We start from the raw sequence: 21,425 nt of genomic DNA on the forward strand, positions 1-21,425 counted from the left end.
CGGGAATTAAACCCGGCCTTTGTTATTTATGGGTAGTTTTGGGGGGTGTTTTATAAAACCAGCATGGCATCACCAAAACTGTAAAAACGGTAATGCTCATGTATAGCTTTTTCATAAGCTTTTTTTAGAAATGGCCAGCCGGCAAAAGCGGCTGTCAGCATAAGGGGGGTGGAACGGGGCAGATGAAAGTTCGTAATAAAACAGTCAACCACTCTAAATTTATACCCGGGCAAGATAAATAAATCCGCCCAGCCCGAATATGGTTCAATAATCCCGTTCTGACTTAGACTGGAAGCCTGCTCCACCAGTCTGGTGGCCGAAGTACCCACACAAAATACCCGTTTGCCGTTTGCCTTGGCCTGGCAGATAGTCGCGGCAGTTTCCGCACTTAGTATTCCGTATTCGCGGTGGATTATATGGTCATTTGGGTCTTCCTCTTTCACAGGTCGGAAGGTATCTAGTCCTATATGCAGAGTTACATAGGTGCAGATTACGCCTATCTCGCTCAAACATTTTAACAAATCTGTGGTGAAATGAAGCCCTGCGGTGGGGGCAGCTACACTGCCGTTAGTCAGTGCGTAAACTGTCTGGTAGCGTTCCGGGTCTGAAACTGGCGTGTGAATATATGGCGGCAAGGGTACTTCGCCCAGTTTCATAAGGTGTGTTTCATCTGAAAAACGCAGAAGTTTTATGCCGTCATCTTTATCTGCCAGCACTTCCGCTTGGGTAGACGTTTCTTCACCGTGCTGATGTATATCAATAATTGTTCCGGGTTTGGTGCGTTTGCCGGGTTTTAAAAGGGCTTCCCAGCAATTATCCCCGTCACGTTTCAACAGAAGTATCTCAATCTTAGCGGCAGTATCCCGTTTGATTCCCTTTATGCGGGCTGGCAGTACCCTGCTGTTATTCATTACCAGCACATCTCCCGGTTTGAAGTACTCGGTTATCTCCCCAAAGATACGGCTGGTAAGTTCTCCTCTTTGGCGGTTTAAAACAAGTAAACGCGAACTGTCACGCGGTTCTGCAGGTTTCTGGGCAATATATTCCTGCGGCAGGTTGTAATCAAAATCGCTGGTTTTCATGAATCCTCAAATATATATATACGGCGAGAGCCTGTTTTAACTACTTGTAAGTATATCTGGCAGAGATTGTTTAATCAATTTTAGGTAAACGAAACTTTCTTTGAGGATAGGTCATGCAGGTTTGCCCGGTTTTTAAGGGTATGCTAAACTCATCTTTGTTATGAGAATACTTGTAAGCAATGATGACGGTATTTATTCATCAGGCCTGTGGGCTTTGGTGAAGCGGCTTAAAGAAGTTGGCGAAGTGATAGTGGTAGCGCCTGACCGTGAGCAGAGTGCTACCGGTACTCAGGTAACCCTGCGCCAACCCCTCAGAGTACAGAAAACCCACCCGCTTATTTCGGGGATTGAGGCCTATTCGGTAGAGGGCAGCCCCTGTGACTGTGTAATATTGGGTCTGGCCAAACTGATAGCCGAACCGGTGGATTTAGTGGTTTCAGGTATAAATCATGGCTTGAATCTGGGAGATGATGTGCTTATTTCAGGTACAGTAGGTGCTGCCCTGCAGGGTTATTTGCGTAGTATACCTTCCATAGCTATCTCTATACCCGTTACTACTGAGGAACCTGCAAATTTGGATAGTGCCGCCTGTATTACCATGGAAGTAGCGCGCAGGATAAAAAATGGAGATATTGCAAGGAATTCTTTTCTGAATATAAATATTCCAGACCTGCCTCTTTCACGCATAAATGAATTACGGGTTACTCCGCTTGCGCATAAAACCCATATAGAAACAGTTGAAGAGGGACATGACGGCAGGAAACGGTATTTCTGGCTCAGACGCCGCCAGTTAAGCCTCGCAGATAATCAGAAAACTGATATCTGGGCTATAGAGAACGGGTATATTTCTATAAGCGCTTTGCACGAAAGACTTTTTCAACAGCCCTCTTTTACCCTTGAGGATGCCGAGACCAGCGGAATACTTAAAGCCGCTAAAGATTGCCAGGAGAGAGTTTAGGTTTATATATTCTTCATTATGCCTGGTAGGTTCTTCAGCCGTTATCAGATGCCTCAAATACTCTTTCGCTTGACCGGATATGCCATGTGGTATATCATTTTAGGGTAACATTTTGAAAACTGGGGTACGGATATGAATAAAACTTCGAACGGCAAGTTTTTACGGGGTGTAATGCTTTCTTCGCCTGTGCTTGTGATTGCGGCTGTAAGCATAATATTTTCAATCTCTGTCGCTCTGGAAGGCAAAATAGACAGTTCTCCTACCGGAAATACTGATAGCACTGATCAGGTTACCAACCCTATTACTGATAATTCAACTGATGCTACGGTTGACCTGACAATAACAGCTGAGACATTGTATTCCCATTATGTAGATCCCGGTGAAACCAATCCTGACCAGTATTATAAGAGCAAAAATATAAAAGTCACAGGCAAAGTGGCAGGTTTTGTTTACGGAACCACTGCTAATAGTTGCTGGATATCCCTTAAGACTGATCAGAGTAACGGGGCAAATGTAGTTTGTTACTTTGGGAATTATGTGATTAAACCGGGTGCGGATATTTCAATCGGTATGGATATTGAAATTACCGGAACATGTATGGGTTTAACAAATGGCAGGATTACGCTTATTAACTCATTCACTGAGGATGTCCAATTGATACCTTATGATCATAATCTGGAAGCTTAATAGCCTATATGCCACTGACCATAAACGGCAGTGAGCCTTTAAAACTTCAAATTAAATATATCCCCGCTTGGATCGCAAAACGGCCGAGACGGTAAATAAAAAAATTTTTAGATGCCTTCTTCGGTCTGCCGGGGAGGGCATCTATCATTATGGGAGAAGTACTTGTGCAGAATATAGGTTTTATAGGGGCAGGCAGAGTGGGTAGCACTTTGGCTTTGGGATTATCCCAAAGAGGCTATTTGATTTCGGGCATTGCCAGCCGCACACCTGGACCTGCGGAAAAGCTTTGCCAGAAACTCTGTGCTGCTAAATTTTGCCTGCAATCGCAGGAAGTGGCTGATACCACTGATATTGTATTTATCACTACCCCGGATGACGCTATTGCCGAAGTTTGCCGCAGTACTGGCTGGCATCCCGGTAAATATGTAATTCACTGCTCAGGGGCTTATTCGGCTGATTTGTTGCAGTCCGCTAAAGATTTCGGTGCGTATACGGGAGTATTGCACCCGCTTCAAAGCTTCAATTTGCAGGCAGACCCTGTAAAAAATCTTGAGGGTATTACCTATGCGCTGGAGGGTGATGACCAGACTTTGTCTGTGCTTAAGGATATGGTAAAGGCGCTTGGCGGAAAATGGATAGTCCTTAAACCGGCAGATAAGCCAAGTTATCATCTGGCAGCAGTTATGGCGTCTAATTATCTGGTCACCCTTATGAAAATGGCTGCTCAGCTTTGGCAGACTTTCGGTGTGCCTGAAGACCGGGCCATTAAAGCCCTGATGCCGCTGGTGCGCGGCACTCTTTCCAATATAGAAAAAGCTGGTGTAACCGATGCCCTATCCGGACCTATAGACAGAGGAGATTACGGGACGGTTTTAAAACATATGGCAAATCTTGCAAATACTGCCCCTGAATTACTGCCTGTCTATAAAGAACTAGGCAGGCAGACCGTGAAAATAGCACTTGATAAGGAAAATCCCAATCTGGCTGGCATAGAAAAAGTATCCGCGATACTGGCAAATTAAGGAGACATATACAGTGAGAATCATGCTCAAAAGCAAAATCCACCGGGCTACCATTACCGATGCCTGCATAGATTATGAAGGCAGTATTACCATTGATAAAAACCTTATGCAGGTGGCCAACTTGCTGCCCTATGAACAGGTGCATGTGGTAAATGTAAATAACGGAACGCGGCTGGAGACCTATGTTATAGAGGGCCCGGCTGGTAGCGGGCAGATATGTTTAAACGGGGCAGCTGCCCGTATGGGAATGAAGGGTGATAAAGTAATTATACTGGGCTACAGCCTGATAACTGAAGAAGATACCCTTACCCACCAGCCGAATCTGGTATATGTAGATGGGCTTAACCGCATAACCAAAGTAAAAAACGGGGTTGCCAGCCAGAATTTAGAGGTATAAATATGCGTACCACTATTAGCCAACTCAAAGAAATGAAACAGAACAAGCAGAAAATAGCGGTGCTGACTGCATATGACTATCCCACTGCCCAAATACTGGATAAAGCCGGTATTCCGGCCATACTGGTAGGTGATAGTCTGGGTATGGTGGTACTTGGGTATGATTCTACAGTAAGCGTTACTATGGACGATATGCTGCACCATTTGAAAGCCGTAGTCAGGGGCAGTCAAAAGGCCATGGTCATAGCAGATATGCCCTTTATGACTTATCACTTAAGTCCGGAACAGGCACTCCTGAACGCAGGGCGTTTTATGCAGGAAGGCGGTGCTCAGGCAGTCAAACTGGAAGGCGGGGTAAATGTGGCTGACAAGGTTAAACGTATAGTTGACTGCGGCATTCCCGTTATGGGGCATATAGGGCTGACTCCCCAGTCCGTTAACCAGCTAAGCGGGTTTAAAGTGCAGGGGAAAACTCTGACAGCTGCTTTAGCCCTGCTAGAAGATGCCAGGGCTCTGGAAAAAGCTGGGGCTTTTGCTATAGTGCTGGAAACTATGCCGGCTGAGCTGGCAGCTATGATTACCGCTGCCGTTTCCATACCTACCATAGGCATAGGGGCAGGTGAAAGTTGTGACGGCCAGGTGCAGGTGGTATCCGATATGTTGGGTATGTTTACTGATTTTGTACCTAAACATACCAAAAAATATGCTGATTTAAACAGTATTATCTCAAAAGCTGTATCCGAGTATGTCACTGAGGTTGCAAAAGGTGAATTTCCCACTTTGAAAGAAAGCTTCACCCTTGATAAAAAGGTATTGGAGGAACTGAAAAAGTGCGTATCATCAGAACAGTAGCCGAGATGCAAAAACTGCACCGTGAAATCTGCGGGCCGGTTGGCCTGGTGCCGACTATGGGCTATCTGCACGAAGGGCATTTATCACTGATTAGAGCCTCTAAAAAACAGGATATAAATACTATAGCTAGTATCTTTGTTAATCCCACCCAGTTCGGGCCGCATGAGGATTTTAAAAAGTACCCTCGTGACGAAAAACGGGATATGGCCATGCTGGAAAATGCCGATGTGGATTATGTCTTTGCCCCGTCTGTTGAGGAAATGTATCCGTCAGGCTTTGATTCATGGGTAGAGCCGGGTGTTTTACAAGAACGTCTGGAAGGGGCTGTACGTCCGGGGCATTTCCGCGGGGTGTGCACCGTAGTCGCCAAGCTGTTTACGATAATCCGCCCTGACAGAGCCTATTTCGGACAGAAAGATTACCAGCAGTACCTAATAATAAAAAAAATGGCCTCAGACCTTAATCTGGACGTATCAGTGGAAATGCTTCCCATAGTGCGTGAGAATGATGGTCTGGCACTAAGCAGCCGTAACACCTATCTTTCTGCTTCAGAACGGCAGGCGGCTTTGGTGCTTTACCGTTCCCTGCTGACGGCCAAGAGTTTGTTCGATGAAAAAGAGTACAGTGCAGAGGTTATCCGCAGGAAAATGACTGATATAATCCGGCATGAATCTATGGCTGAAATAGATTATGTCAGTTTGTCAGACCGAGATACTCTTTGTGAGATGGATAAAGTATCTGACAATACTATCGCTCTGGTAGCTGCCAGATTTGGTAAAACCCGCCTGATAGACAATATGTTTTTGGCTTAACTTAACACAGGTGTTTTCGTTGATGGTTCTTTGATAAATACCAGCAAACCAATCACCGCGAGTAAAGCCATTGCCGCCCCGAAGTAAAAGGGTGCTGCCGAACCTATAGTGTCCCATAGAATACCCGCAATAAGGCTGGCCGGCAGCAAAGTCAGCCCGACTACACCCTGATACAAGCCATAGGCGGTTCCCCTCTTATCAGAGGGTATCATATCAGCCACAAAAGCCTTTGCAACTCCCTCCACAATTCCGTAGTATAACCCGTAACAGCCAAATAGTATCCAGATGCCAGTCTGGCTTTGAGTAACAGCGAAACCCAAATACACCAGCGCGTAAAACAACCAACCCATGGCTATCACTTTCCTCCGCCCTATTTTGTCTGAAAGCATGCCGGCAGGCAGTGAAACCAGACTGTAAGTTATGTTAAATACTACCAGCATCAGGCTTATTCCCAATACCGAAACACTCATATCCTGTGCGCGCAGAATTACGAAATAATCACTGGAATTGCCCAGAGTAAATAAAAACATGACTAATAGAAATAACTTGAAGCGGCTGTCCATGTCTGAAAATAGATGGCGGAAATTGAAGCGAATCCTTTCACCTACGGGCTTGGTGGTTTGAGTGCGGCGTTTTTCTTTAACAAATACAGCCAGTACCACCACTGCCAGAAAAGCCGGAATTATGCCCCACCATACCAGTGTCCTGTATGTTTCCGGTGCCAGTGTCAGGCTGCCGCTTTGGGTGAAATATATGACCGCCGCCGCAATACCCAAACCCAAAGTTGCTCCCAGGCTATCCATAGCCTTGTGCAAACCAAAGCTGCGGCCTCGTTCATACACTTCAACCGAATTGGCAATCAAGGCGTCTCTGGGTGAAGATCTGACCCCTTTGCCCACTCTATCTGCAAAACGGACACCGGTTACTACTCCCCAGCTGTTTGCCAGAAGCATAAACGGCTTTGAAAGTGCAGAAAATCCGTAACCGAATAGTGCCAGGCTTTTACAACGGTTAATCTTGTCGCTTAGATATCCGCTAAAAATTTTAAAAATTGCTTCCGTAGAGTCTGAAAGTCCTCCCACAAAACCGATTATGGTGGTAGTTGCTCCCAGTACGTTAGCCAGAAAAAGAGGTACAAGAGTAAAAATAATCTCACTGGAGATATCGGTAAGAAAACTTACCAGCCCCAGAAAAAATACGTTAGGTGCGAAACCCATGATTTTTCTTTCAGAAGCCGCAGGGTTTGTTTTTTGTATCATTATGCCAGTACCTCGTCTACCAGTTCTCTTATCTGTTTGCGGCACTCATTAAGCATTTCAGAGCCTTTGGGGGTGGTTCGGTAATACCGCCGCTGTTTGCCCTGTTCTACTTTTGGGAAACTTTCCAGATAGCCTTCTTCCTGCAGTCTATGCAGCAGCGGATAGAGGGTGCCGGCAGTAATTGTATAACCATGCCGGCCTAGTTCGCGGGCTATTTCTGCCCCGAATATTGGCTCAGTTTGGGCGTGATATAATACGTGTATGCGTATAAATCCCAGGAAAAATTCGCGGTCAACCATTATATCGCCTTGCAATATCAGTATGCGATATAATATGCGTATTATTCTAATCTTGCAAGATAAAGAGAGCCTTAGAACCGGCTAAAATTCTTGACACCTTTAACGCTTAAGGCTACAATACTACATGTTTTTGCCGAGGTAGCTCAGCCGGTAGAGCAGCGGACTGAAAATCCGCGTGTCCCCAGTTCGATCCTGGGCCTCGGCACCATTTGATGTCGGTATTATAGTTGCTTAAAATAGCTTTAATCAGCGAACGTAGCCAGCAAAAGTAATCTTAAACCGGCCGAAGTGGCGGAATGGCAGACGCGGCAGTCTCAAACACTGCTGGGGGTAAACCTCGTGTCGGTTCGAGTCCGACCTTCGGCACCATGAGGACTTGAAAGATTTACTTTTAGGCTATGGCGAGTTGTGTAGTGGTAGCACAGAGGACTTTGAATCCTTATGCCCAGGTTCGAATCCTGGCTCGCCAGCCAAATAAAACGTTCCCGAGTAGCTCAGTGGTAGAGCGGGCGGCTGTTAACCGCTTGGTCGTAGGTTCGAGTCCTACCTCGGGAGCCAAGTTTATCAATACACAGAACTTCCTCTGTAGTGGTTAACCCATTTATCGGTAATGGCATGGTATAGTCAATTACTACATGGGGTTCATTCAATTCAATCCTCTTAACGAAAGATCTCAAGAAAGATTTCTGCTCGATAAAAGAACTGCTAGCAAGAAGTGCTTTCATACTTGATACGTATTCTTGTATCGTTTTTATATTCAGTGATTGAGGAGACTCCTCATTCATCTCATCTAAAAGACCGTTTCGTTTCTCTTCAAGTTCTATTTGTTGAGACCTGAGTTCTTTTATGCGAGGTGCCAAATCTTCAAGGTCAATTTTTCCTGTTTCAAGAGCTGCATAGAGTTTGCTCAATTTACTTTTAACCTGCCCTAACTGTTGTCCGACCTCGCTAAGCTGTTCCTCAAAGTATCCACTATTCTTTACTAGCTCTTCGTTAACAAGCTGAACTAGTTGTTTGATATTCTCATCGGTGAGGATATTCTCTCTGATTCGTTCTAGAACAAAGCTTTCGAGTTTGTCTTTACTCATCAATCGACAATTACAGACTTCCTTTCCTTTTTTCTGGTGCTGGACGCAATCGTAGTAGAAATATTTCCCTGATTTAGCCCAGCATCCGCTCATGGCAGCCCCACACTTTCCGCAATGCAATAAGCCGCTTAAAAGATATTGACTGGAGATAGTTCGAGGATGTTGAGAGACCGGGCGTCTCCTCGTGAGAAGCTGCTGAACTCGTCCAAAATCTTCAGTTGAAACGACAGCCTCATGACAATTTGGAACTCGGATGATATCATTAGATGCTGCCTTACGTGAATTTCCATAACCATTATTCCTAAATCTCCAGACAAGTGCACCGGTATAGACTTCGTTCCTCAAGATGTGGTTGATAGCTGTCGTACTGAATTGCTTGCCTGACTTTGTTCTAGTACCCGCAGCATTTAAGGATTTAGTTATTTCTTTTCCACCTAGACCGCCCACTGCCATTTCAAAAATCTTCTTAACAACGTTAGCTTCATTTTCATCGGGTATCAGTTTTGTCTTATCGGCCATTCCTATCTTTACTTTTGTTCTCTTGTAACCGAAGGGAGTAAATCCACCATTATAGAACCCCCTGCTAGCATTTTCTTTCATTCCCCTTACAGTATCCTGAGAAAGGTTTATCGAATAAAATTCATCTATGACTTCTATAATGCCTTCAAGTAGATGCCCTGCCGGGCTTTCATCTACCTGTTCATTTATAGAAATTACCGAGATACCTCGTTTTCTAAGCAACGACTTATAGAGGATAGAGTCTTCGCGATTCCTGGCAAACCTAGAAAGTTTCCATACCAGAATGGTATCAAAAGGCTTTTCCTTTTTCTTTGCCATAGCTATCATTTCTTTGAAGGCAGGACGGTTTGCAGTGCGAGCACTTTCGGCTTCATCTACATACTCAACTACTACGTCCCATCCACGTTCTAATGCATATTTTCTTAAAGCTTTTATCTGGGCAGGTATCGATAGGTCTTTTTCAGCTTGCCTTTCGGAAGATACCCTAGCATAAATAGCAGCCTTTCCAAGATTATTAACCATATCTGCCTCCAATTTAACTGTCATAAGTGTCGATGGAATTCTTCTATTATGGTCGGACTTATCCGCTCGATTTGCGGAACGAGTAAGTTCCTATTATTTCCAAGCAAAACCACCAATGCTACTTTGGATAGAGATCCTCGAATAACTAAAGGTGCAGCGATAGCTGTAAGTCCATCATCGTCTCTGCTATCGAAGATGGTGATTCGGCTGACCAGGTATGGTTTTTTCGTTTTAAGTACCATATCAACGATAGAGCCAGGAAGAACTGCCCTCCCTTTCCTTGGGAATAATCCATCCGCTCCACAAATATTAGCTTCAGGATCATTGTTATTGGCACTCCCAGTCCAATAGCTTAACGTCCAATTATCCACCTCGGGACCCTGCTCATAAAGGGCGCTATATAGAAAAACACTTCCTTGAAGCACCTCTCCCATTCGGAGAAGCACCTGGGAGCAGCTCTTTGAATATAGCTTTGAAAGAGCGATAACGTCAAACCCGGTCTCGTAGACTTTATTCCGGAATTCATCAGTTGGCAACAAGACAGCCGTAGCAAACTTGTTAGCAGCTAAGTGTACTGCGTTCGTCCTCAAGGGACTGTAGTCAGTGCACAACTCGGCAAAAACCGGCTCTATCATCTCTCTGAACTCATGAAGAACCGTGTTTTCGATGCCACTTTTTGTGTCGCCCTTTTTGTAGTAGATGTTTCTCTTATCTTCAAAGACATCATGGTAGCCTCTAATATTTTGCGGCAGCTTCTTGCTATCGACTCCATTTACATAGATGCCGCAAGCTGAGGCAATGGCTCTAAGTGTTCTGATATCTAAAGGTAAATCCCGCAAGTATATCTTACGGAACTCCTGGGCCTTTTCTTCCTCTGAAGCATTCGAGGGCGAGCCGTATTTATTTACAATGTACTCACAAAAATAGCGCAGGTCGCTGAAACTTTTCAAAAAGTTATCCTCCAGGCAAAAGCTTCTTACCGGTTGCCTTCTCGTACATCTCCACGATAAAACGCTTGACATCGGTAGTAAGCCCACCCTTGATGCGGGTACCGGATTTATACCTGGGATCATTCATTACGTAGTTGAAAGCCATCTCAATTTCATCATTCTCGCTTATAGAGACGTCTTCATCTTTCAGGTACCCGGCAGCCTTGAGTAGATCCCTCACCGGTACGTCATAGACGGGAGCGAGCTTCTTCAGGATATCTGCGCCCGGTATAGGTCGTTGGCCACGCTCGATGAGTCCTAAGTATGAGTTCGAGACGCCGGACTGCTGCTCAACTTCCCGCAGTGATAGCCTCTTCTCAACCCTCAGGGTACGGAGATATTCACCGAAGTTCTCCACCATAGCTCCTCACCTCCTTTTAAAAGATAATAGCACTTTTTGTATACCAAGTCAAACACTAATGACACCATTATGCTATCTACAGTGACAAAATTCTATTGACAGACTATGGATAGCCTTTGGTATACTACAGAAAGCGTAATGAGTTCTGAGGTATCTCAATGGTTAAGGTAAAGTTGAACCGAATTGCTTTTGAGGTTGCCATGTCGAGGAAAAACCTCTCCCAGCGTGATCTCGCAGAGAAGATAGGATTTTCCCGCAGTCACTTGTCTCACATAATCAACGGGAGACGAGAGCCCTCGCCGGTTTTAAGACGCCTTATCCTGGAGCATTTACCCGAATACACGTTCGATGATCTTTTCAGCATCGAGGAGAACGGTAGTAATGCCCGAACCGAAGATTAACGATTTCGAAAGCGGGCTAAGGATACTAGCGCGGATGATTGCGCGAGCCTATCTAAAGGATCTGGCACAAAAATCAAATCAGCATAATGCGTCAGAGGAAAAGAAGGAGGAAAACGATGCCAATCAAAGGTGTGACCGGAGTGGTGAGGCTTCCCCGCCTGGGAAAAGTAAGGCTGGGAGTAAAGAAGGAAAATGCTAGCGGAATATCTTACCCCTGCCCGACTGATCATTTTGTCTGCCCGGAAGAGGTCAAGAAGGTCTTTGGGGAAAAGCCTAAGGAACTGCGAATCATGTTTCCAACCGATGACCAGACCCAGTGGGCTAGCCAGTATTTAAGATGTTACTCGGCATCGAGAGGGCTTGTTTGCCGCGGTGACGGTGAAACGGCAGTAGCCAAGATTGACACACGCACCGGTGAGATTGCTAATAGGGAATCTGTTGAGACGGAAATGAAGGAAATCACCTGTAATCCGGCCAAGTGTACCTTCTATCAAGTAGCACGGTGCCGCCGAGTGATGAACCTACAATTCCTTTTGCCTGACTGTCCCGGCTTCGGCGTTTACCAGCTCGATACGAGCTCTTTTTATTCTATTGTAAATGTTAATTCCAGCCTTGAACTGATTCGCGGTACCTGCGGCCGACTGTCTATGATTCCGCTATCACTGAAGCTTGTGGAACAGGAAGTACAGCCTGAAGGAAAGAAAAAGACTGTCCGGGTGCTCAGTATGACAGCGCCGTTTTCACTGGTTGAAATCCAGAGATATGCCCAGATACCTCCCGGACAGGTACTTCTTTTACCTCCGCCCGACAATGAAGCACCTGATGATCTTTTTCCGGACGAAATCCTGGGTAAAGAAGAACCTGCGAAGACAATTTTGGGTTCGGACAAAGATTTAATGCTGCTCTGGGACCGTGTCAAGAGTAAGGTCTGGCAAATGAACATGCAGGATTACCAGGTATCAAATTGGTTTCAAAAGAACTGTAACCTTGATGTCCATATAACCGACTTTGATCTTTTGACACCTCCGAACAGGATTAAGGCCGAATACCTGGAAAACTTCTTGAAGACCCTGGAACGATATACAGATCGCAGCTAGAACACAGGACTCTAATCACCTCGTAGATAAGTGTTCCTGAAGGATTGCCATGACTGAACTTGTTTTTTCAGAAGCTGTCCCGCAACTCCTGGCTGAGCATCTTACTCATCTAAGTGAAGGAAGCGGTATCAGTCTCGATGTTATCAAAGAAAGAGGATACCGGAGCATACTCGGTAAAGACGAGCTTGCCAAAGCGGGGTTTACCTCGTCTCAGCAGCGAACTGCCGGTATCCTCATTCCCCTGTGGGGAGTTGATGGAGGGCAAGTAGGCTGCCAGTACCGCCCGGATAATCCCAGATTGGACTCACGGCAACGGCCGGTAAAATACGAGTCTCCGGTAGGGTCCTCCAATCACCTGGATTGCCCACCTCGCTGCAAACAGATGCTCGGCGACCCAAAGACGCCACTGTGGATAACTGAAGGCTCCAAGAAAGCTGATGCCCTGGCTACACATGGTGCCTGCGTGATTTCACTCACCGGTGTCTGGGGTTTCAAGGGCAAAAATGAGTTCGGTGCTATTACTATACTTTCGGACTGGGACCGCATTGCCATCAAAGACAGGTTAGTCTATCTCGCCTTCGACTCTGACATTGTCTCAAAGGAGATGGTGCGAAAAGCTCTCGAACACCTGGGCGAACACCTCAACCGCAAAGGCGCCACTATCCTGGTCGTTTATCTTCCTCAAGAAGGTAACCAGAAAGTCGGCATCGATGACTATCTACTTAACCACACACTGGAAGAAGCCCGGAAACTAGCGACTGATTTCAAGATTGATGATACCGCGAGCAGAGAGCGATTTGTCCCGGGCTTTGTCCTGCATGACGGTACCGTAGGCGAAATGGTAGTGAGCAAAGAGGATGAGCGTGCCTTTATCATTGTCGTCAATGGCTCGGTGCGCAAGGTCTTTCGTTACGAGACACCCAAGGCTATTTATCTGCCTACCGACGATCCCCTGGTAACCGAGGTCGTCCACTTCGCCACGACAGCTACCCCTTATGATTCACAGGCGCGTTTGTTTGAAGAGATACGGAGTTTTGTTCACAAATATCTCGAACTACCGGCTGACTTCGAGGAAATCTCTTCCCTCTACGTTCTTCTCACCTGGGTATATGAGTTTGCCCCTTCCATACCATACCTCCGGGTAATCGGCGACTGGGGTACCGGTAAGACACGGTTTCTACAGGTGGTAGGCAGCATCTGCTTTCGACCGACATTCGCTTCTGGAGCGACCACGCCGGCGCCAATCTTCCGTATCCTGGAGCAGTTCCGGGGGACACTGGTGCTAGATGAAGCGGACTTCAAAGACTCCTCCTCCTGGATGGAAATGGTCAAACTCTTAAACAATGGCTACCGCCCCGGTATGCCGGTGCTCAGGGCAGATAAAGAAAACGGCAAATGGTTCCCGCGGGCCTACCAGGTATTTGGCCCGAAACTTATCGCTACCCGCTTCCCTTTCAAGGACGAGGCGCTGGAAAGCAGATGTTTGACTTCGGAGATGATGTCGCTGACGAGGGATGATATTCCTAGGGTATTACCACCCTCTTTTGATAAAGAGATAGATGACCTACGGGCGAAACTATTGACCTTCCGGCTGGCCAACCTGATTAAGCTCAAGGGTAAAACCTTCGGTAATGACCTGCTGGAACCTAATCTTCAGCCTCGTTTACAGGAGATACTCATACCGCTCAAAGCGATGCTTAATGGCGACCGCTCCATGGTCGAAGCAATCACCGGCTTCGTTCACCGTCTCCAGGATAGTCTCTTTATAAGAAGAAGGGAGAGCGCCCCGGGTAGAGTATTGGCGGCGCTGATGGAGCTTCATGAAGAAGGCAAAGAGCTGACATCTGAAAACGTGGCCAGGAAAGCCAACGAAACGGACGATGAAGTTGAGCAGCTCAGTGCGGAAAAAGTTGGCAGAATGACGAAGCGATTGGGCTTTGCCAAAGAGCGGACTGGAAAGTCACGGCAACGCCTTATCTGCTGGGATGAGACCCGGGTTACCAAACTTATAGGGTCATACGGTTTACAGATGGCGCTTCCATTATCCCAGGAAAAACCGTCCGAACCGTCCTTACTGTCCGCTTTAGCTACAAAACAGGCGGACAGTAATAAAGAGGGCTCCGTATACCGTCCGCCATACTGTCCGCCAATAACTGAAGCTGACTCAAGCGTGGGGGCGGACAGTAGGACAGAGCGGACAGTAACTGACGATAGATTAACAAAGGAGGCAAGTGGCGGTGAGTAAAAAGAAAAAGAGGACGCTCTATGAATGTGCTCACGCACGGGTGAGAAACGAAAGAATTTGCTGTGATAAAGAATACCCTTTATCACAGGTATCCGTAGACGGCAGCCTGGATATCCAGCACCTCGCGGAAGGAAAACCGTTAGCGCCCAAAATTTGCCAGCAATGCATCAGCTTCGATCGGATTGGACCGCCCGTGCCCGAAGAGGAAAGAGGCTGGCTCAAGATAAAGGAGGCAGTAAAACATGACAGGAATCATCGGCAAACTTTACGAGAAGTTATGGCGTAAGGTCGGCGGCAAGCCATGGACGGAAATAGTTCGGGAAGACCAGAAGGTTTCACCTTTGGTGTACCTGCTCATCTTCCTGGGGCTGGGAATTCTGGTGGCCAGATTGGCAGGTAAAAACTGGTGGCAGCTACTGGTCGGGTTTTTACTCGGAATAATTTGCGGACACTTCTGGTGGTAAAGCCGTGGAAGACCAGGTAAAGAAAGCCCAAAAGAGGATGACGGAAGCAACAGCAGAAATGATGTCAGGGTGGTTAAGCCAAATGTTGCAAGGTATGTGTAACGACCCGGTATTGGGAGAGCTTTGGTCGGCCATGAAGATGGATTGTCAATCTACCCATCATGCCGGCATTGATTCCTACCAGGTACTCGGATTAGACAAAGCTGTCGCCGATGATCAGGTTAAGAAACGGTACCGGGAGCTGGTAGTAAGGCTACATCCCGATACTGCCGGAGTAAAGGGAACCGAGTTTCTCTTCCAGCTCGTAACGGCAGCTTATCAGCAAATCTCAAAAGAAAGGGGGTGGCGATGATGAAAGAAGGCGACATGGAGCTACTTACCGAGATAGCCAGGTTTGAGGCATCGGTGGACATGGAGAAAGAGTACCGGATTGGCTGGTCGTGGCGCCATGTAAGAATCTGGCCGGCAACGCTCAGCAGGTTATTCAAGGACGGCTACCTGGATAATGTCTTTCGTTCCAACTCCTTTACGGGGTACAAGCTCACTGACAAAGCTAAGGCTCTTATTTCAGCCAACCAGCAAGTGGACTCTGGCGAACCTCCACCAACAACTCCTGTGAACCTTGCTGATGACCTCTTTACGGATATTATCGGTCATGAGGACGTCAAGGCTTTGCTTAAAGCAACCCTCCTAGCAGAAAAGCCGGTGCACGTCATGTTAACAGGACCACCCGCCCTGGCCAAGACTCTTTTCCTATGGGACATCGAGCAGACCTTTGGCGAGCGAGCCATCTGGCTGGTCGGTTCAGCTACTTCCAAGGCGGGATTGTGGGACCTCGTCGCCGAAAGAGAACCGAAGATTCTCTTGATTGATGAGATGGACAAGATGAATGCCGTTGATATGGCAGCTTTACTGACGATGATGGAAGGCGGCAGGTTGGTCAGAGCTAAGAGAGGGAGAGAACTCGATATCAACAATCCCCTCAAAGTTATTGCTGCTAGCAACCGGCTGGAGAAACTGTCACCGGAGCTGCGTTCCCGATTCGCTATCCGTAAGCTCAATGCCTATGGCCGCAGCGAATTCTTGACTGTAGTGAAAGGTGTATTGGTACGTAAAGAAGGCTTGTCCAACGATATAGCGGAAGAGATTGCCAGGAAACTCGACGGTCGGAGTCAGGATGTCAGGGACGCTATCCGTATCGCCCGGCTGGCACCGCAGGTCGGTGTGGATAGAGCAATCAGCCTTTTACTGGAAGGTGAAACAGGTGCGAATTGAAGCAAGACCGGTGACCGGTCGGGAGGCAAATTAGCTACGATTTTAATGCTGGCGAGCGTGGTAAAAACCAGACCATTTAGCTTCAAGTGGTCTGACCAGATGACAGCCAGCCCAGATTTGAACAATAAACCAGTGAAACCCACTTTAGCTTTGGTGGTCGGAAAGGAGGAGATATGGACGACCAGTTTTTAGAAGAAGTCAAAAAACGCAAAGAGCAGGGACAATCGGAAAGGCAGATGGCAACCGAGCTCGGTGTCAGTCGCAGTAAAGTCCACAATGCTTTGCAGGATCTCAAGCTAACTGATACCGGCACTTCCCTGGTACCTGAAGACAAGCTGCGGGTAATTATCCGAGAAGAGTTGGAACGGGTCCGTAACGGAGAGGAAGAAGAGGCAAAAACCAGCAGCGAGTTCCCTATCATACGCAAGATGGGCGGTGGCATGGAGATGATTGCGCCGGAAGCTGTGCTCAAGCACTACATGGGAGGCACTCCCGAAGGTGAGGTTGAGCTTAGAGCCATTATGAAATTCAGGGCGGCCATGCTGATGGTAATGGACCTGGTGAATATCCAGAAGGGCTCGGCTGAGGCCGACGCCAGGCGTATGGAGCCTATATTGCGTCTGATGAAAGAGACCCGTGAAGAGCAGGATGCGGCAGCGGCCAGGGCAAAGGCTTCCAGTGAGGAGATCGCAGAACGGACTGCCCAAGCAACAGCAGGTCAACTGTTTGGGGCAATCTCTCAAAGCAACACCCAGGTAAATAGTACACTTGCCCAGATTAAGCAGATGGTGGGTGGACAATCGAATGACCCCTTCAGCCAGGTTGTAAGCATGCTCCAGTCCATGCAGCAGATGTCCCAGATGTTCGGGATGCCATTACCCGGCATGATGCCGGGAGCCCCGCAGGGAGGCGGCCCTTCTGGTGGTCAGCCGCCTTTAGACCCGCCGCCGATTGAAAAACACACTGCCAAAGAATGGGAGGAAAGAAATGTTTGATTTTATGCAAATGGCCAACTCACCCCAGGCAAGGGATATGCTCTTCAAAATGATGAGCCGCCAGATGGGACAGTCTCCGCCGGACGTGAAAGAGGCGATCTCGAAAGTCGAGATTGCCATCAAAAGAAATGAGCGCGGTTTTGAGCTGCGTCTCGGCAAGAGCGAGCATCAGCAGGTCGAGAAGATGCTCCAGGAATCAACCGATAGCTGGATTGAAATGCTCAGCCGCGGCTTTCAGGCGGTGGGCTATAAGGTAAAAATCTATGAATAGCTGGTTTGCGCCTCTCCAGTGGTTGGTATTCCTGGCACTCTGGAGGATGTCCTACGAGACAGCCAATATCAATAAACCTGCTAACTCAGAGAAGAGCTTCCTTATCGAAAGAACACCGCCACAGGAAACCGGTAATCCGAGGGAAAAGGAATGGACGGAGAAGGCGGTTAAAAAGTATGCCGATGCCCAGGAAAAGAAATGGCAGCGCTGGAACGAAGCGATGTTTGAGAGGTCTGATTGATGCCACTCCTGGTGGAAAGGAAGCTTTTCAAAATTGGCGAGGGTGGCTTTGCTGTCACCCTTCCGAAAGCCTGGATAAACTACCACCGGCTTAAACCCGGCGATACGGTCGAGGTCGTGGTAGATGGAGACCTTATTATCCGGGTCAAGGTGAAGCCGGAAGAGAAGCTTATATAAGATTTTATAGACTTGTCAGGCGAGCCAGGACGCGGTACGCTCTTAATGAAGCCCTGCGAGCTTGCCGGTGAAAGTTGGCTCGCAGGGCTTGCTTTATTACCGGCAGCTTCTGGGCTTCAAAAAAGGGGTTAGCAACCTGGACCGGAAGGGTTCAAGGCTAACCCCTTTTTCCTTTTCAGCCAGGTTGCACCCCGCCATTACCCGGCCGCGACCGGGCACGAACGAAAGAGGAGGTGCCCATATGGGTAAGTACGCAAGCTGGAACGAATTCGAGAAAAACGTCCCTATCACCTACAAGGAGAAGGCCACTCCCGAGGCTTTCCGCACCGGGATGAACGGTATTGCACCGACCGGACTGAAGGTCAAAGAGGGGCGGGTAAATCACTACCGCGATGGCGTGGATGGTAAGGGCGAGGTCGTGGTCGCCGGCTACAAGCGCGCTATGTTCGAGTAGCGCTTTTACCGCTTGATGCCTATCCAAACGAGGGCACTGCCCTTATCGGTTTTACCGCTGTCGCGGTAGCGGTAAAGCTGATGGACGGGATGAGCATCGAGCCTGAAGATTTAGTTTTAGGAGGAGAATATGTTCACAGCACAGCAACTGACCGGGCCGGTAGCACCGGGGCAAATGAGCCCGATGCAGGTCAGCGGTCCGGGCGCCTACTATCCCACACAAACCACTACTGACCCCTTCTCAGGCATGTTCACCAGTATGATGCCGATGATCATGATGATCATGATGTTTGCCATTCTTATGCCCATGATGAAAGGCATGACGGCATCAGCCAAGGACTAACCCCGTAAATATATTATTTTGAGAATTTTAGGAGGTAATCAACAATGTATAAGGCACAGCAGATCGCCGGCCAGCAAGTTCGACCCCAGCAGTACCAGTACGGTACGGTCAGTGGTTATTATCCCCTTCAGACCACCGACCCGATTTCGGGAATGTTCACCAGCATGATGCCCATGATCATGATGATCATGATGATGGCCATTCTTATGCCCATGATGAAGGGCGTCACCGGCTCCAGCAAGTCCTAGAGGAGGTGCAATTACATTAAGGAGGTTAATCCATGAAAAACAAAATTGTTCCACAGCAATATGCAGGACAGCGGCCTCCGAAGGGTTGGGTGCCTCCCCTGGGACAGGAATTAACCCTTTTGGGAGTCTATGATAATGACTCCGGCTACTGGATGGGATTGCCGCTCCAGGTTCTGCGGGAAGCGCTGCTGACCGCTGAATCTCTGCATACCGAAGACCGCATTGACGAGCGGGATAAAATCGAGGCCACAGTTCCTAACGCTTCGGCGCAAGATACCGTTAAAACCAAAGAGTTCGAGGTGCCTGCCGGTGAGGTCTGGTATCTCAACCGTCTCAACCTCATAACCGAAGCTGAGATTTCCGGCAATGTCCGCGTCTCCCGATTCCCCAAGGTCGATACAGTGGAAAAGAAGTACCTGGGGACCGACCTGGCAGCCAGCCAGAATGAAGATTATGATCTGGCAAGTCCCGGTCAACTCGGTGCTGATTTGAGGCTCCTCGGCGGCGATAAGCTCACCGTAGTCGCCACTGTAACCGCCGTGGGCGGTACAACCGCCGACCGAAAAGTTACCCTGAATATTTACGGCCGGAAAGCCAGGAGACTGGTATAGCGGCATAAGGAGGTAATCCTATGCCCTATACCATGACACCACCGGGATATAGGGCTGTCTTAATCGGACAGGCCGTTGCTATCGAGGAACTGGGCACCTTCGCCCCGCTTGAAGAAAGTTCGGCTGAAGGTGCTCTTTTCTTAATGAGGCTCGACTTTACCGAGTCTCCGTCTGCAGAAGCACTGTCTCAGCTTGAACAGGCGTGCTTTGACGCGGGAATCGAGTTATGGCCGGGTTATAGCCATGTTGTCTTTGCCGATGTAGATCAGCCCACAGTTTATCTAGCCTGGCAAAAAGGATTTGCCTGGCTGCCGATTATTATCGGGCTTCTGGTTACCACCGTTTTGCCGCCCTTGTTGGGTTCGTTGGTTTGGTGGCTTATGCCGGAGTCCTTAAAGAACCTGATTAGCGGCATCGTCAATATGGGAATCATGCTTTTGGTCATGCTTCTTATCAGCAAGCTTATGCCCTCGTTCACCCAGGATAAAGAGAAGGTGCGGAAAGTAAAACATTCAGAACCGGAGAAATTCGAGGAGGCGAAGGCATGAGCCAGTACCCCATCGAATATCAAAATTATTACCCTTACCAGTACCAGGCTTCGCAGTGGCAGGGCGTTGTGGGCACGCTGATGGGTGTGGTCATGCTGATAGCTATGGGCGCTTGGGCTCTATCCCTGGTAAAGAAGGCGTTCAAGGGCGAGGAGGTGAAGTTCCCGCTATGACGACACAGGTAAGCGTCATGTCCGGTTCTTTGGGGGACATATTCTGGGACCTGCCGCCGTGGATGACCTACACGCCCGGGTTCGACCTGGGTTGCAGCATTTACGTGGCTAATCCCACCGGTGTGGAAAAGGAATATGCCCTGATGGCCAGGTTGAATCGGGAAAGTACCTTGATTAGCGAAGAGGCTTTGCCGGTATTCGGTTACGCCTGGTTCAAGGTTGCTCCCGGCGATTTTGTCAGGCTTCGCGGTGCACTCCGGTTCAACGAAAGCGATGCAGACCTCACGGTGCTCCTGGTAGAGCGAGAGACAGAAGAGGTTACTGACTCCGCGGCTACCCGGCTAGTGGCGCCGCAAGGGTCGAGTGCTTTGCCTCCGACGTGGCCCGGGTCCACCACTCCTACCGATACCGGCTTCAACTGGAGTTCCCTGCTTGCCATGATGCTTCCGGTCATGATGCTGGGGATGGTCGTGGTATCCGCTAAACCTCAGCAAGAGAAGTTAGAAGCGAAGGCCACTGTTGAAACCCAGAAGTTACTGCCGGAAGGGAGGAACCGGTAATGCCTGGAGAGTTTTATGTTGAAAACAAAGCGGAAAAGGTCAGTCTTGAGACAGTTGAGTCCAGTCTTGCCGAGCTCAACACTAAGGCAGATGCCATCAAAGTGCGGACAGATAACCTGGCTGGGGAAAACCCCTGGCAGGGAGCCACAACGGCTGACTGGCAAACAGTCGAGGCTAATGTCGTTAGCATCGGTGCTGCCGGTATCCGGAATAAGATACATGACCTGACTCTCAGCATTCATAACCTGGTAGGTACACAGATCAGGGTGAGGCTTTATAAGAAGGTAAACGGCACCGAGCGAAAGGTTTATGAGCAGTCTTTCGATGCCACTTCTGATCCGGTGGGGCTGCCGATTATCAACGGCAGCTGGGCGATTCATGGTGTGTTGAGAGTAACTCTGCAAAGCAATAATGCTGCTGATAACGGGAAAGCCGTGGATTATGACTACATGCTGGAGAAGATGCTGTCCTAGGCAGG

29 protein-coding genes, 4 tRNA genes and 1 pseudogene are annotated in these 21,425 nt (G+C 48.2%); 28 read left to right on the plus strand and 6 right to left on the minus strand.

Translation table 11 applies throughout. From position 1 onward, the window contains the following. Positions 1 to 50: 50 nt before the first annotated feature. Complete coding sequence (gene queA, locus ASJ33_RS03945) at positions 51 to 1,082, minus strand: tRNA preQ1(34) S-adenosylmethionine ribosyltransferase-isomerase QueA (protein ID WP_023652274.1); 1,032 nt, start codon at positions 1,080 to 1,082, stop codon at positions 51 to 53. Positions 1,083 to 1,242: 160 nt separating this feature from the next. Between queA and surE the strand changes: the two genes are divergently transcribed. The 6 genes from surE (at position 1,243) to panC (ending at position 5,809) form a co-directional block, all read left to right on the plus strand. Next, positions 1,243 to 2,040: a 5'/3'-nucleotidase SurE gene (gene surE, locus ASJ33_RS03950; RefSeq protein WP_041330857.1), complete on the plus strand. Its 798-nt coding sequence runs from the start codon at positions 1,243 to 1,245 to the stop codon at positions 2,038 to 2,040. A 132-nt stretch (positions 2,041 to 2,172) separates the two neighbouring features. Next, the gene (locus tag ASJ33_RS03955) at positions 2,173 to 2,727 is read left to right on the plus strand and encodes an OB-fold protein (protein WP_023652276.1); all 555 of its coding nucleotides are present in this window, start codon (positions 2,173 to 2,175) and stop codon (positions 2,725 to 2,727) included. A gap of 149 nt (positions 2,728 to 2,876) precedes the next feature. Continuing rightward, entirely contained in the window at positions 2,877 to 3,749 is an 873-nt protein-coding gene (locus tag ASJ33_RS03960) for a Rossmann-like and DUF2520 domain-containing protein (protein ID WP_236886637.1), read from the plus strand. A gap of 22 nt (positions 3,750 to 3,771) precedes the next feature. Then, the gene (gene panD / locus ASJ33_RS03965; protein WP_041330858.1) at positions 3,772 to 4,146 is read left to right on the plus strand and encodes an aspartate 1-decarboxylase; all 375 of its coding nucleotides are present in this window, start codon (positions 3,772 to 3,774) and stop codon (positions 4,144 to 4,146) included. Positions 4,147 to 4,148: 2 nt separating this feature from the next. Further along, entirely contained in the window at positions 4,149 to 4,997 is an 849-nt protein-coding gene (gene panB, locus ASJ33_RS03970) for a 3-methyl-2-oxobutanoate hydroxymethyltransferase (protein ID WP_041330860.1), read from the plus strand. Continuing rightward, on the plus strand, positions 4,976 to 5,809 hold the full coding sequence (gene panC, locus ASJ33_RS03975) for a pantoate--beta-alanine ligase (protein ID WP_023652279.1): 834 nt from the start codon (positions 4,976 to 4,978) through the stop codon (positions 5,807 to 5,809). Before panB ends, panC begins: the two co-directional genes overlap by 22 nt. Here panC and ASJ33_RS03980 read toward each other — a convergent pair. Both ASJ33_RS03980 and ASJ33_RS03985 read right to left on the minus strand, forming a co-directional pair. After that, a complete protein-coding gene (locus tag ASJ33_RS03980) occupies positions 5,806 to 7,068 on the minus strand; it encodes an MFS transporter (protein WP_023652280.1) in 1,263 nt (420 codons plus the stop codon). The genes panC and ASJ33_RS03980 overlap by 4 nt on opposite strands. Further along, positions 7,068 to 7,367 (minus strand): PadR family transcriptional regulator, encoded by a 300-nt coding sequence (locus ASJ33_RS03985; RefSeq protein ID WP_023652281.1) that lies wholly within the window; start codon positions 7,365 to 7,367, stop codon positions 7,068 to 7,070. The genes ASJ33_RS03980 and ASJ33_RS03985 overlap by 1 nt, the downstream gene beginning before the upstream one ends. A gap of 132 nt (positions 7,368 to 7,499) precedes the next feature. Between ASJ33_RS03985 and ASJ33_RS03990 the strand changes: the two genes are divergently transcribed. From ASJ33_RS03990 to ASJ33_RS04005, 4 genes are all read left to right on the plus strand, one after another. After that, positions 7,500 to 7,575: transfer RNA gene (locus ASJ33_RS03990), tRNA-Phe, on the plus strand. Between the two features lie 74 nt (positions 7,576 to 7,649). Beyond that, positions 7,650 to 7,736: transfer RNA gene (locus tag ASJ33_RS03995), tRNA-Leu, on the plus strand. 30 nt (positions 7,737 to 7,766) lie between these two features. Beyond that, a tRNA-Gln gene (locus ASJ33_RS04000) sits at positions 7,767 to 7,840 on the plus strand. A 10-nt stretch (positions 7,841 to 7,850) separates the two neighbouring features. Further along, positions 7,851 to 7,925, plus strand: a tRNA-Asn gene (locus ASJ33_RS04005). Positions 7,926 to 8,470: 545 nt separating this feature from the next. On the opposite strand, the pseudogene ASJ33_RS08665 reads toward ASJ33_RS04005, so the two are convergent. The 3 genes and pseudogenes from ASJ33_RS08665 to ASJ33_RS04020 all read right to left on the minus strand — a co-directional run. Further along, a pseudogene (locus tag ASJ33_RS08665) lies at positions 8,471 to 9,520 on the minus strand (recombinase family protein); the annotation flags it as partial. Further along, a complete protein-coding gene (locus tag ASJ33_RS04015; RefSeq protein ID WP_072555584.1) occupies positions 9,517 to 10,446 on the minus strand; it encodes a hypothetical protein in 930 nt (309 codons plus the stop codon). The gene ASJ33_RS04015 and the pseudogene ASJ33_RS08665, both read right to left, overlap by 4 nt. 4 nt (positions 10,447 to 10,450) lie before the next feature. After that, entirely contained in the window at positions 10,451 to 10,846 is a 396-nt protein-coding gene (locus ASJ33_RS04020) for a helix-turn-helix domain-containing protein (RefSeq protein ID WP_072555586.1), read from the minus strand. A gap of 158 nt (positions 10,847 to 11,004) precedes the next feature. Between ASJ33_RS04020 and ASJ33_RS04025 the strand changes: the two genes are divergently transcribed. The 18 genes from ASJ33_RS04025 to ASJ33_RS04115 all read left to right on the plus strand — a co-directional run bounded on the left by ASJ33_RS04025 (position 11,005) and on the right by ASJ33_RS04115 (position 21,420). Beyond that, positions 11,005 to 11,247 (plus strand): helix-turn-helix transcriptional regulator, encoded by a 243-nt coding sequence (locus ASJ33_RS04025; RefSeq protein ID WP_072555588.1) that lies wholly within the window; start codon positions 11,005 to 11,007, stop codon positions 11,245 to 11,247. Between the two features lie 116 nt (positions 11,248 to 11,363). After that, positions 11,364 to 12,344 carry a hypothetical protein gene (locus tag ASJ33_RS04030; RefSeq protein ID WP_072555590.1) on the plus strand — a complete coding sequence of 327 codons (981 nt, stop codon included), beginning with the start codon at positions 11,364 to 11,366 and terminating at the stop codon, positions 12,342 to 12,344. A 49-nt stretch (positions 12,345 to 12,393) separates the two neighbouring features. Beyond that, positions 12,394 to 14,589, plus strand: a complete 2,196-nt coding sequence (locus ASJ33_RS04035; protein WP_072555593.1) for a DUF3854 domain-containing protein — start codon at positions 12,394 to 12,396, stop codon at positions 14,587 to 14,589. Positions 14,590 to 14,831: 242 nt separating this feature from the next. After that, positions 14,832 to 15,053 carry a hypothetical protein gene (locus ASJ33_RS04045; protein WP_072555597.1) on the plus strand — a complete coding sequence of 74 codons (222 nt, stop codon included), beginning with the start codon at positions 14,832 to 14,834 and terminating at the stop codon, positions 15,051 to 15,053. Positions 15,054 to 15,057: 4 nt separating this feature from the next. Continuing rightward, a complete protein-coding gene (locus ASJ33_RS04050) occupies positions 15,058 to 15,405 on the plus strand; it encodes a J domain-containing protein (protein WP_236886638.1) in 348 nt (115 codons plus the stop codon). Then, positions 15,402 to 16,328, plus strand: a complete 927-nt coding sequence (locus tag ASJ33_RS04055) for an AAA family ATPase (protein ID WP_236886639.1) — start codon at positions 15,402 to 15,404, stop codon at positions 16,326 to 16,328. The genes ASJ33_RS04050 and ASJ33_RS04055 overlap by 4 nt, the downstream gene beginning before the upstream one ends. A gap of 173 nt (positions 16,329 to 16,501) precedes the next feature. Beyond that, on the plus strand, positions 16,502 to 17,323 hold the full coding sequence (locus ASJ33_RS04060; protein WP_072555599.1) for a hypothetical protein: 822 nt from the start codon (positions 16,502 to 16,504) through the stop codon (positions 17,321 to 17,323). Next, on the plus strand, positions 17,316 to 17,594 hold the full coding sequence (locus ASJ33_RS04065; RefSeq protein WP_015407497.1) for a hypothetical protein: 279 nt from the start codon (positions 17,316 to 17,318) through the stop codon (positions 17,592 to 17,594). Before ASJ33_RS04060 ends, ASJ33_RS04065 begins: the two co-directional genes overlap by 8 nt. Continuing rightward, positions 17,587 to 17,835 (plus strand): hypothetical protein, encoded by a 249-nt coding sequence (locus tag ASJ33_RS04070; RefSeq protein ID WP_072555601.1) that lies wholly within the window; start codon positions 17,587 to 17,589, stop codon positions 17,833 to 17,835. Before ASJ33_RS04065 ends, ASJ33_RS04070 begins: the two co-directional genes overlap by 8 nt. Further along, positions 17,835 to 18,011 carry an AbrB/MazE/SpoVT family DNA-binding domain-containing protein gene (locus tag ASJ33_RS04075; protein ID WP_012984043.1) on the plus strand — a complete coding sequence of 59 codons (177 nt, stop codon included), beginning with the start codon at positions 17,835 to 17,837 and terminating at the stop codon, positions 18,009 to 18,011. The genes ASJ33_RS04070 and ASJ33_RS04075 overlap by 1 nt, the downstream gene beginning before the upstream one ends. Positions 18,012 to 18,252: 241 nt before the next feature. Continuing rightward, the gene (locus ASJ33_RS04080) at positions 18,253 to 18,465 is read left to right on the plus strand and encodes a hypothetical protein (protein ID WP_012984042.1); all 213 of its coding nucleotides are present in this window, start codon (positions 18,253 to 18,255) and stop codon (positions 18,463 to 18,465) included. Between the two features lie 129 nt (positions 18,466 to 18,594). Next, a complete protein-coding gene (locus tag ASJ33_RS04085; protein ID WP_012984041.1) occupies positions 18,595 to 18,807 on the plus strand; it encodes a hypothetical protein in 213 nt (70 codons plus the stop codon). 44 nt (positions 18,808 to 18,851) lie between these two features. Next, on the plus strand, positions 18,852 to 19,055 hold the full coding sequence (locus ASJ33_RS04090) for a hypothetical protein (RefSeq protein ID WP_015407500.1): 204 nt from the start codon (positions 18,852 to 18,854) through the stop codon (positions 19,053 to 19,055). Positions 19,056 to 19,144: 89 nt separating this feature from the next. Continuing rightward, positions 19,145 to 19,666 (plus strand): hypothetical protein, encoded by a 522-nt coding sequence (locus ASJ33_RS04095; protein WP_236886640.1) that lies wholly within the window; start codon positions 19,145 to 19,147, stop codon positions 19,664 to 19,666. Between the two features lie 20 nt (positions 19,667 to 19,686). Further along, positions 19,687 to 20,214, plus strand: a complete 528-nt coding sequence (locus ASJ33_RS04100; RefSeq protein ID WP_072555605.1) for a hypothetical protein — start codon at positions 19,687 to 19,689, stop codon at positions 20,212 to 20,214. Beyond that, positions 20,211 to 20,387 carry a hypothetical protein gene (locus ASJ33_RS04105; protein ID WP_015407503.1) on the plus strand — a complete coding sequence of 59 codons (177 nt, stop codon included), beginning with the start codon at positions 20,211 to 20,213 and terminating at the stop codon, positions 20,385 to 20,387. The genes ASJ33_RS04100 and ASJ33_RS04105 overlap by 4 nt, the downstream gene beginning before the upstream one ends. Continuing rightward, entirely contained in the window at positions 20,384 to 20,947 is a 564-nt protein-coding gene (locus ASJ33_RS04110) for a hypothetical protein (RefSeq protein ID WP_072555607.1), read from the plus strand. Before ASJ33_RS04105 ends, ASJ33_RS04110 begins: the two co-directional genes overlap by 4 nt. Further along, entirely contained in the window at positions 20,947 to 21,420 is a 474-nt protein-coding gene (locus ASJ33_RS04115) for a hypothetical protein (RefSeq protein ID WP_072555609.1), read from the plus strand. Before ASJ33_RS04110 ends, ASJ33_RS04115 begins: the two co-directional genes overlap by 1 nt. Positions 21,421 to 21,425: the final 5 nt, after the last annotated feature.

This window comes from Dehalococcoides mccartyi, assembly GCF_001889305.1.
Lineage (GTDB): Bacteria > Chloroflexota > Dehalococcoidia > Dehalococcoidales > Dehalococcoidaceae > Dehalococcoides > Dehalococcoides mccartyi_A.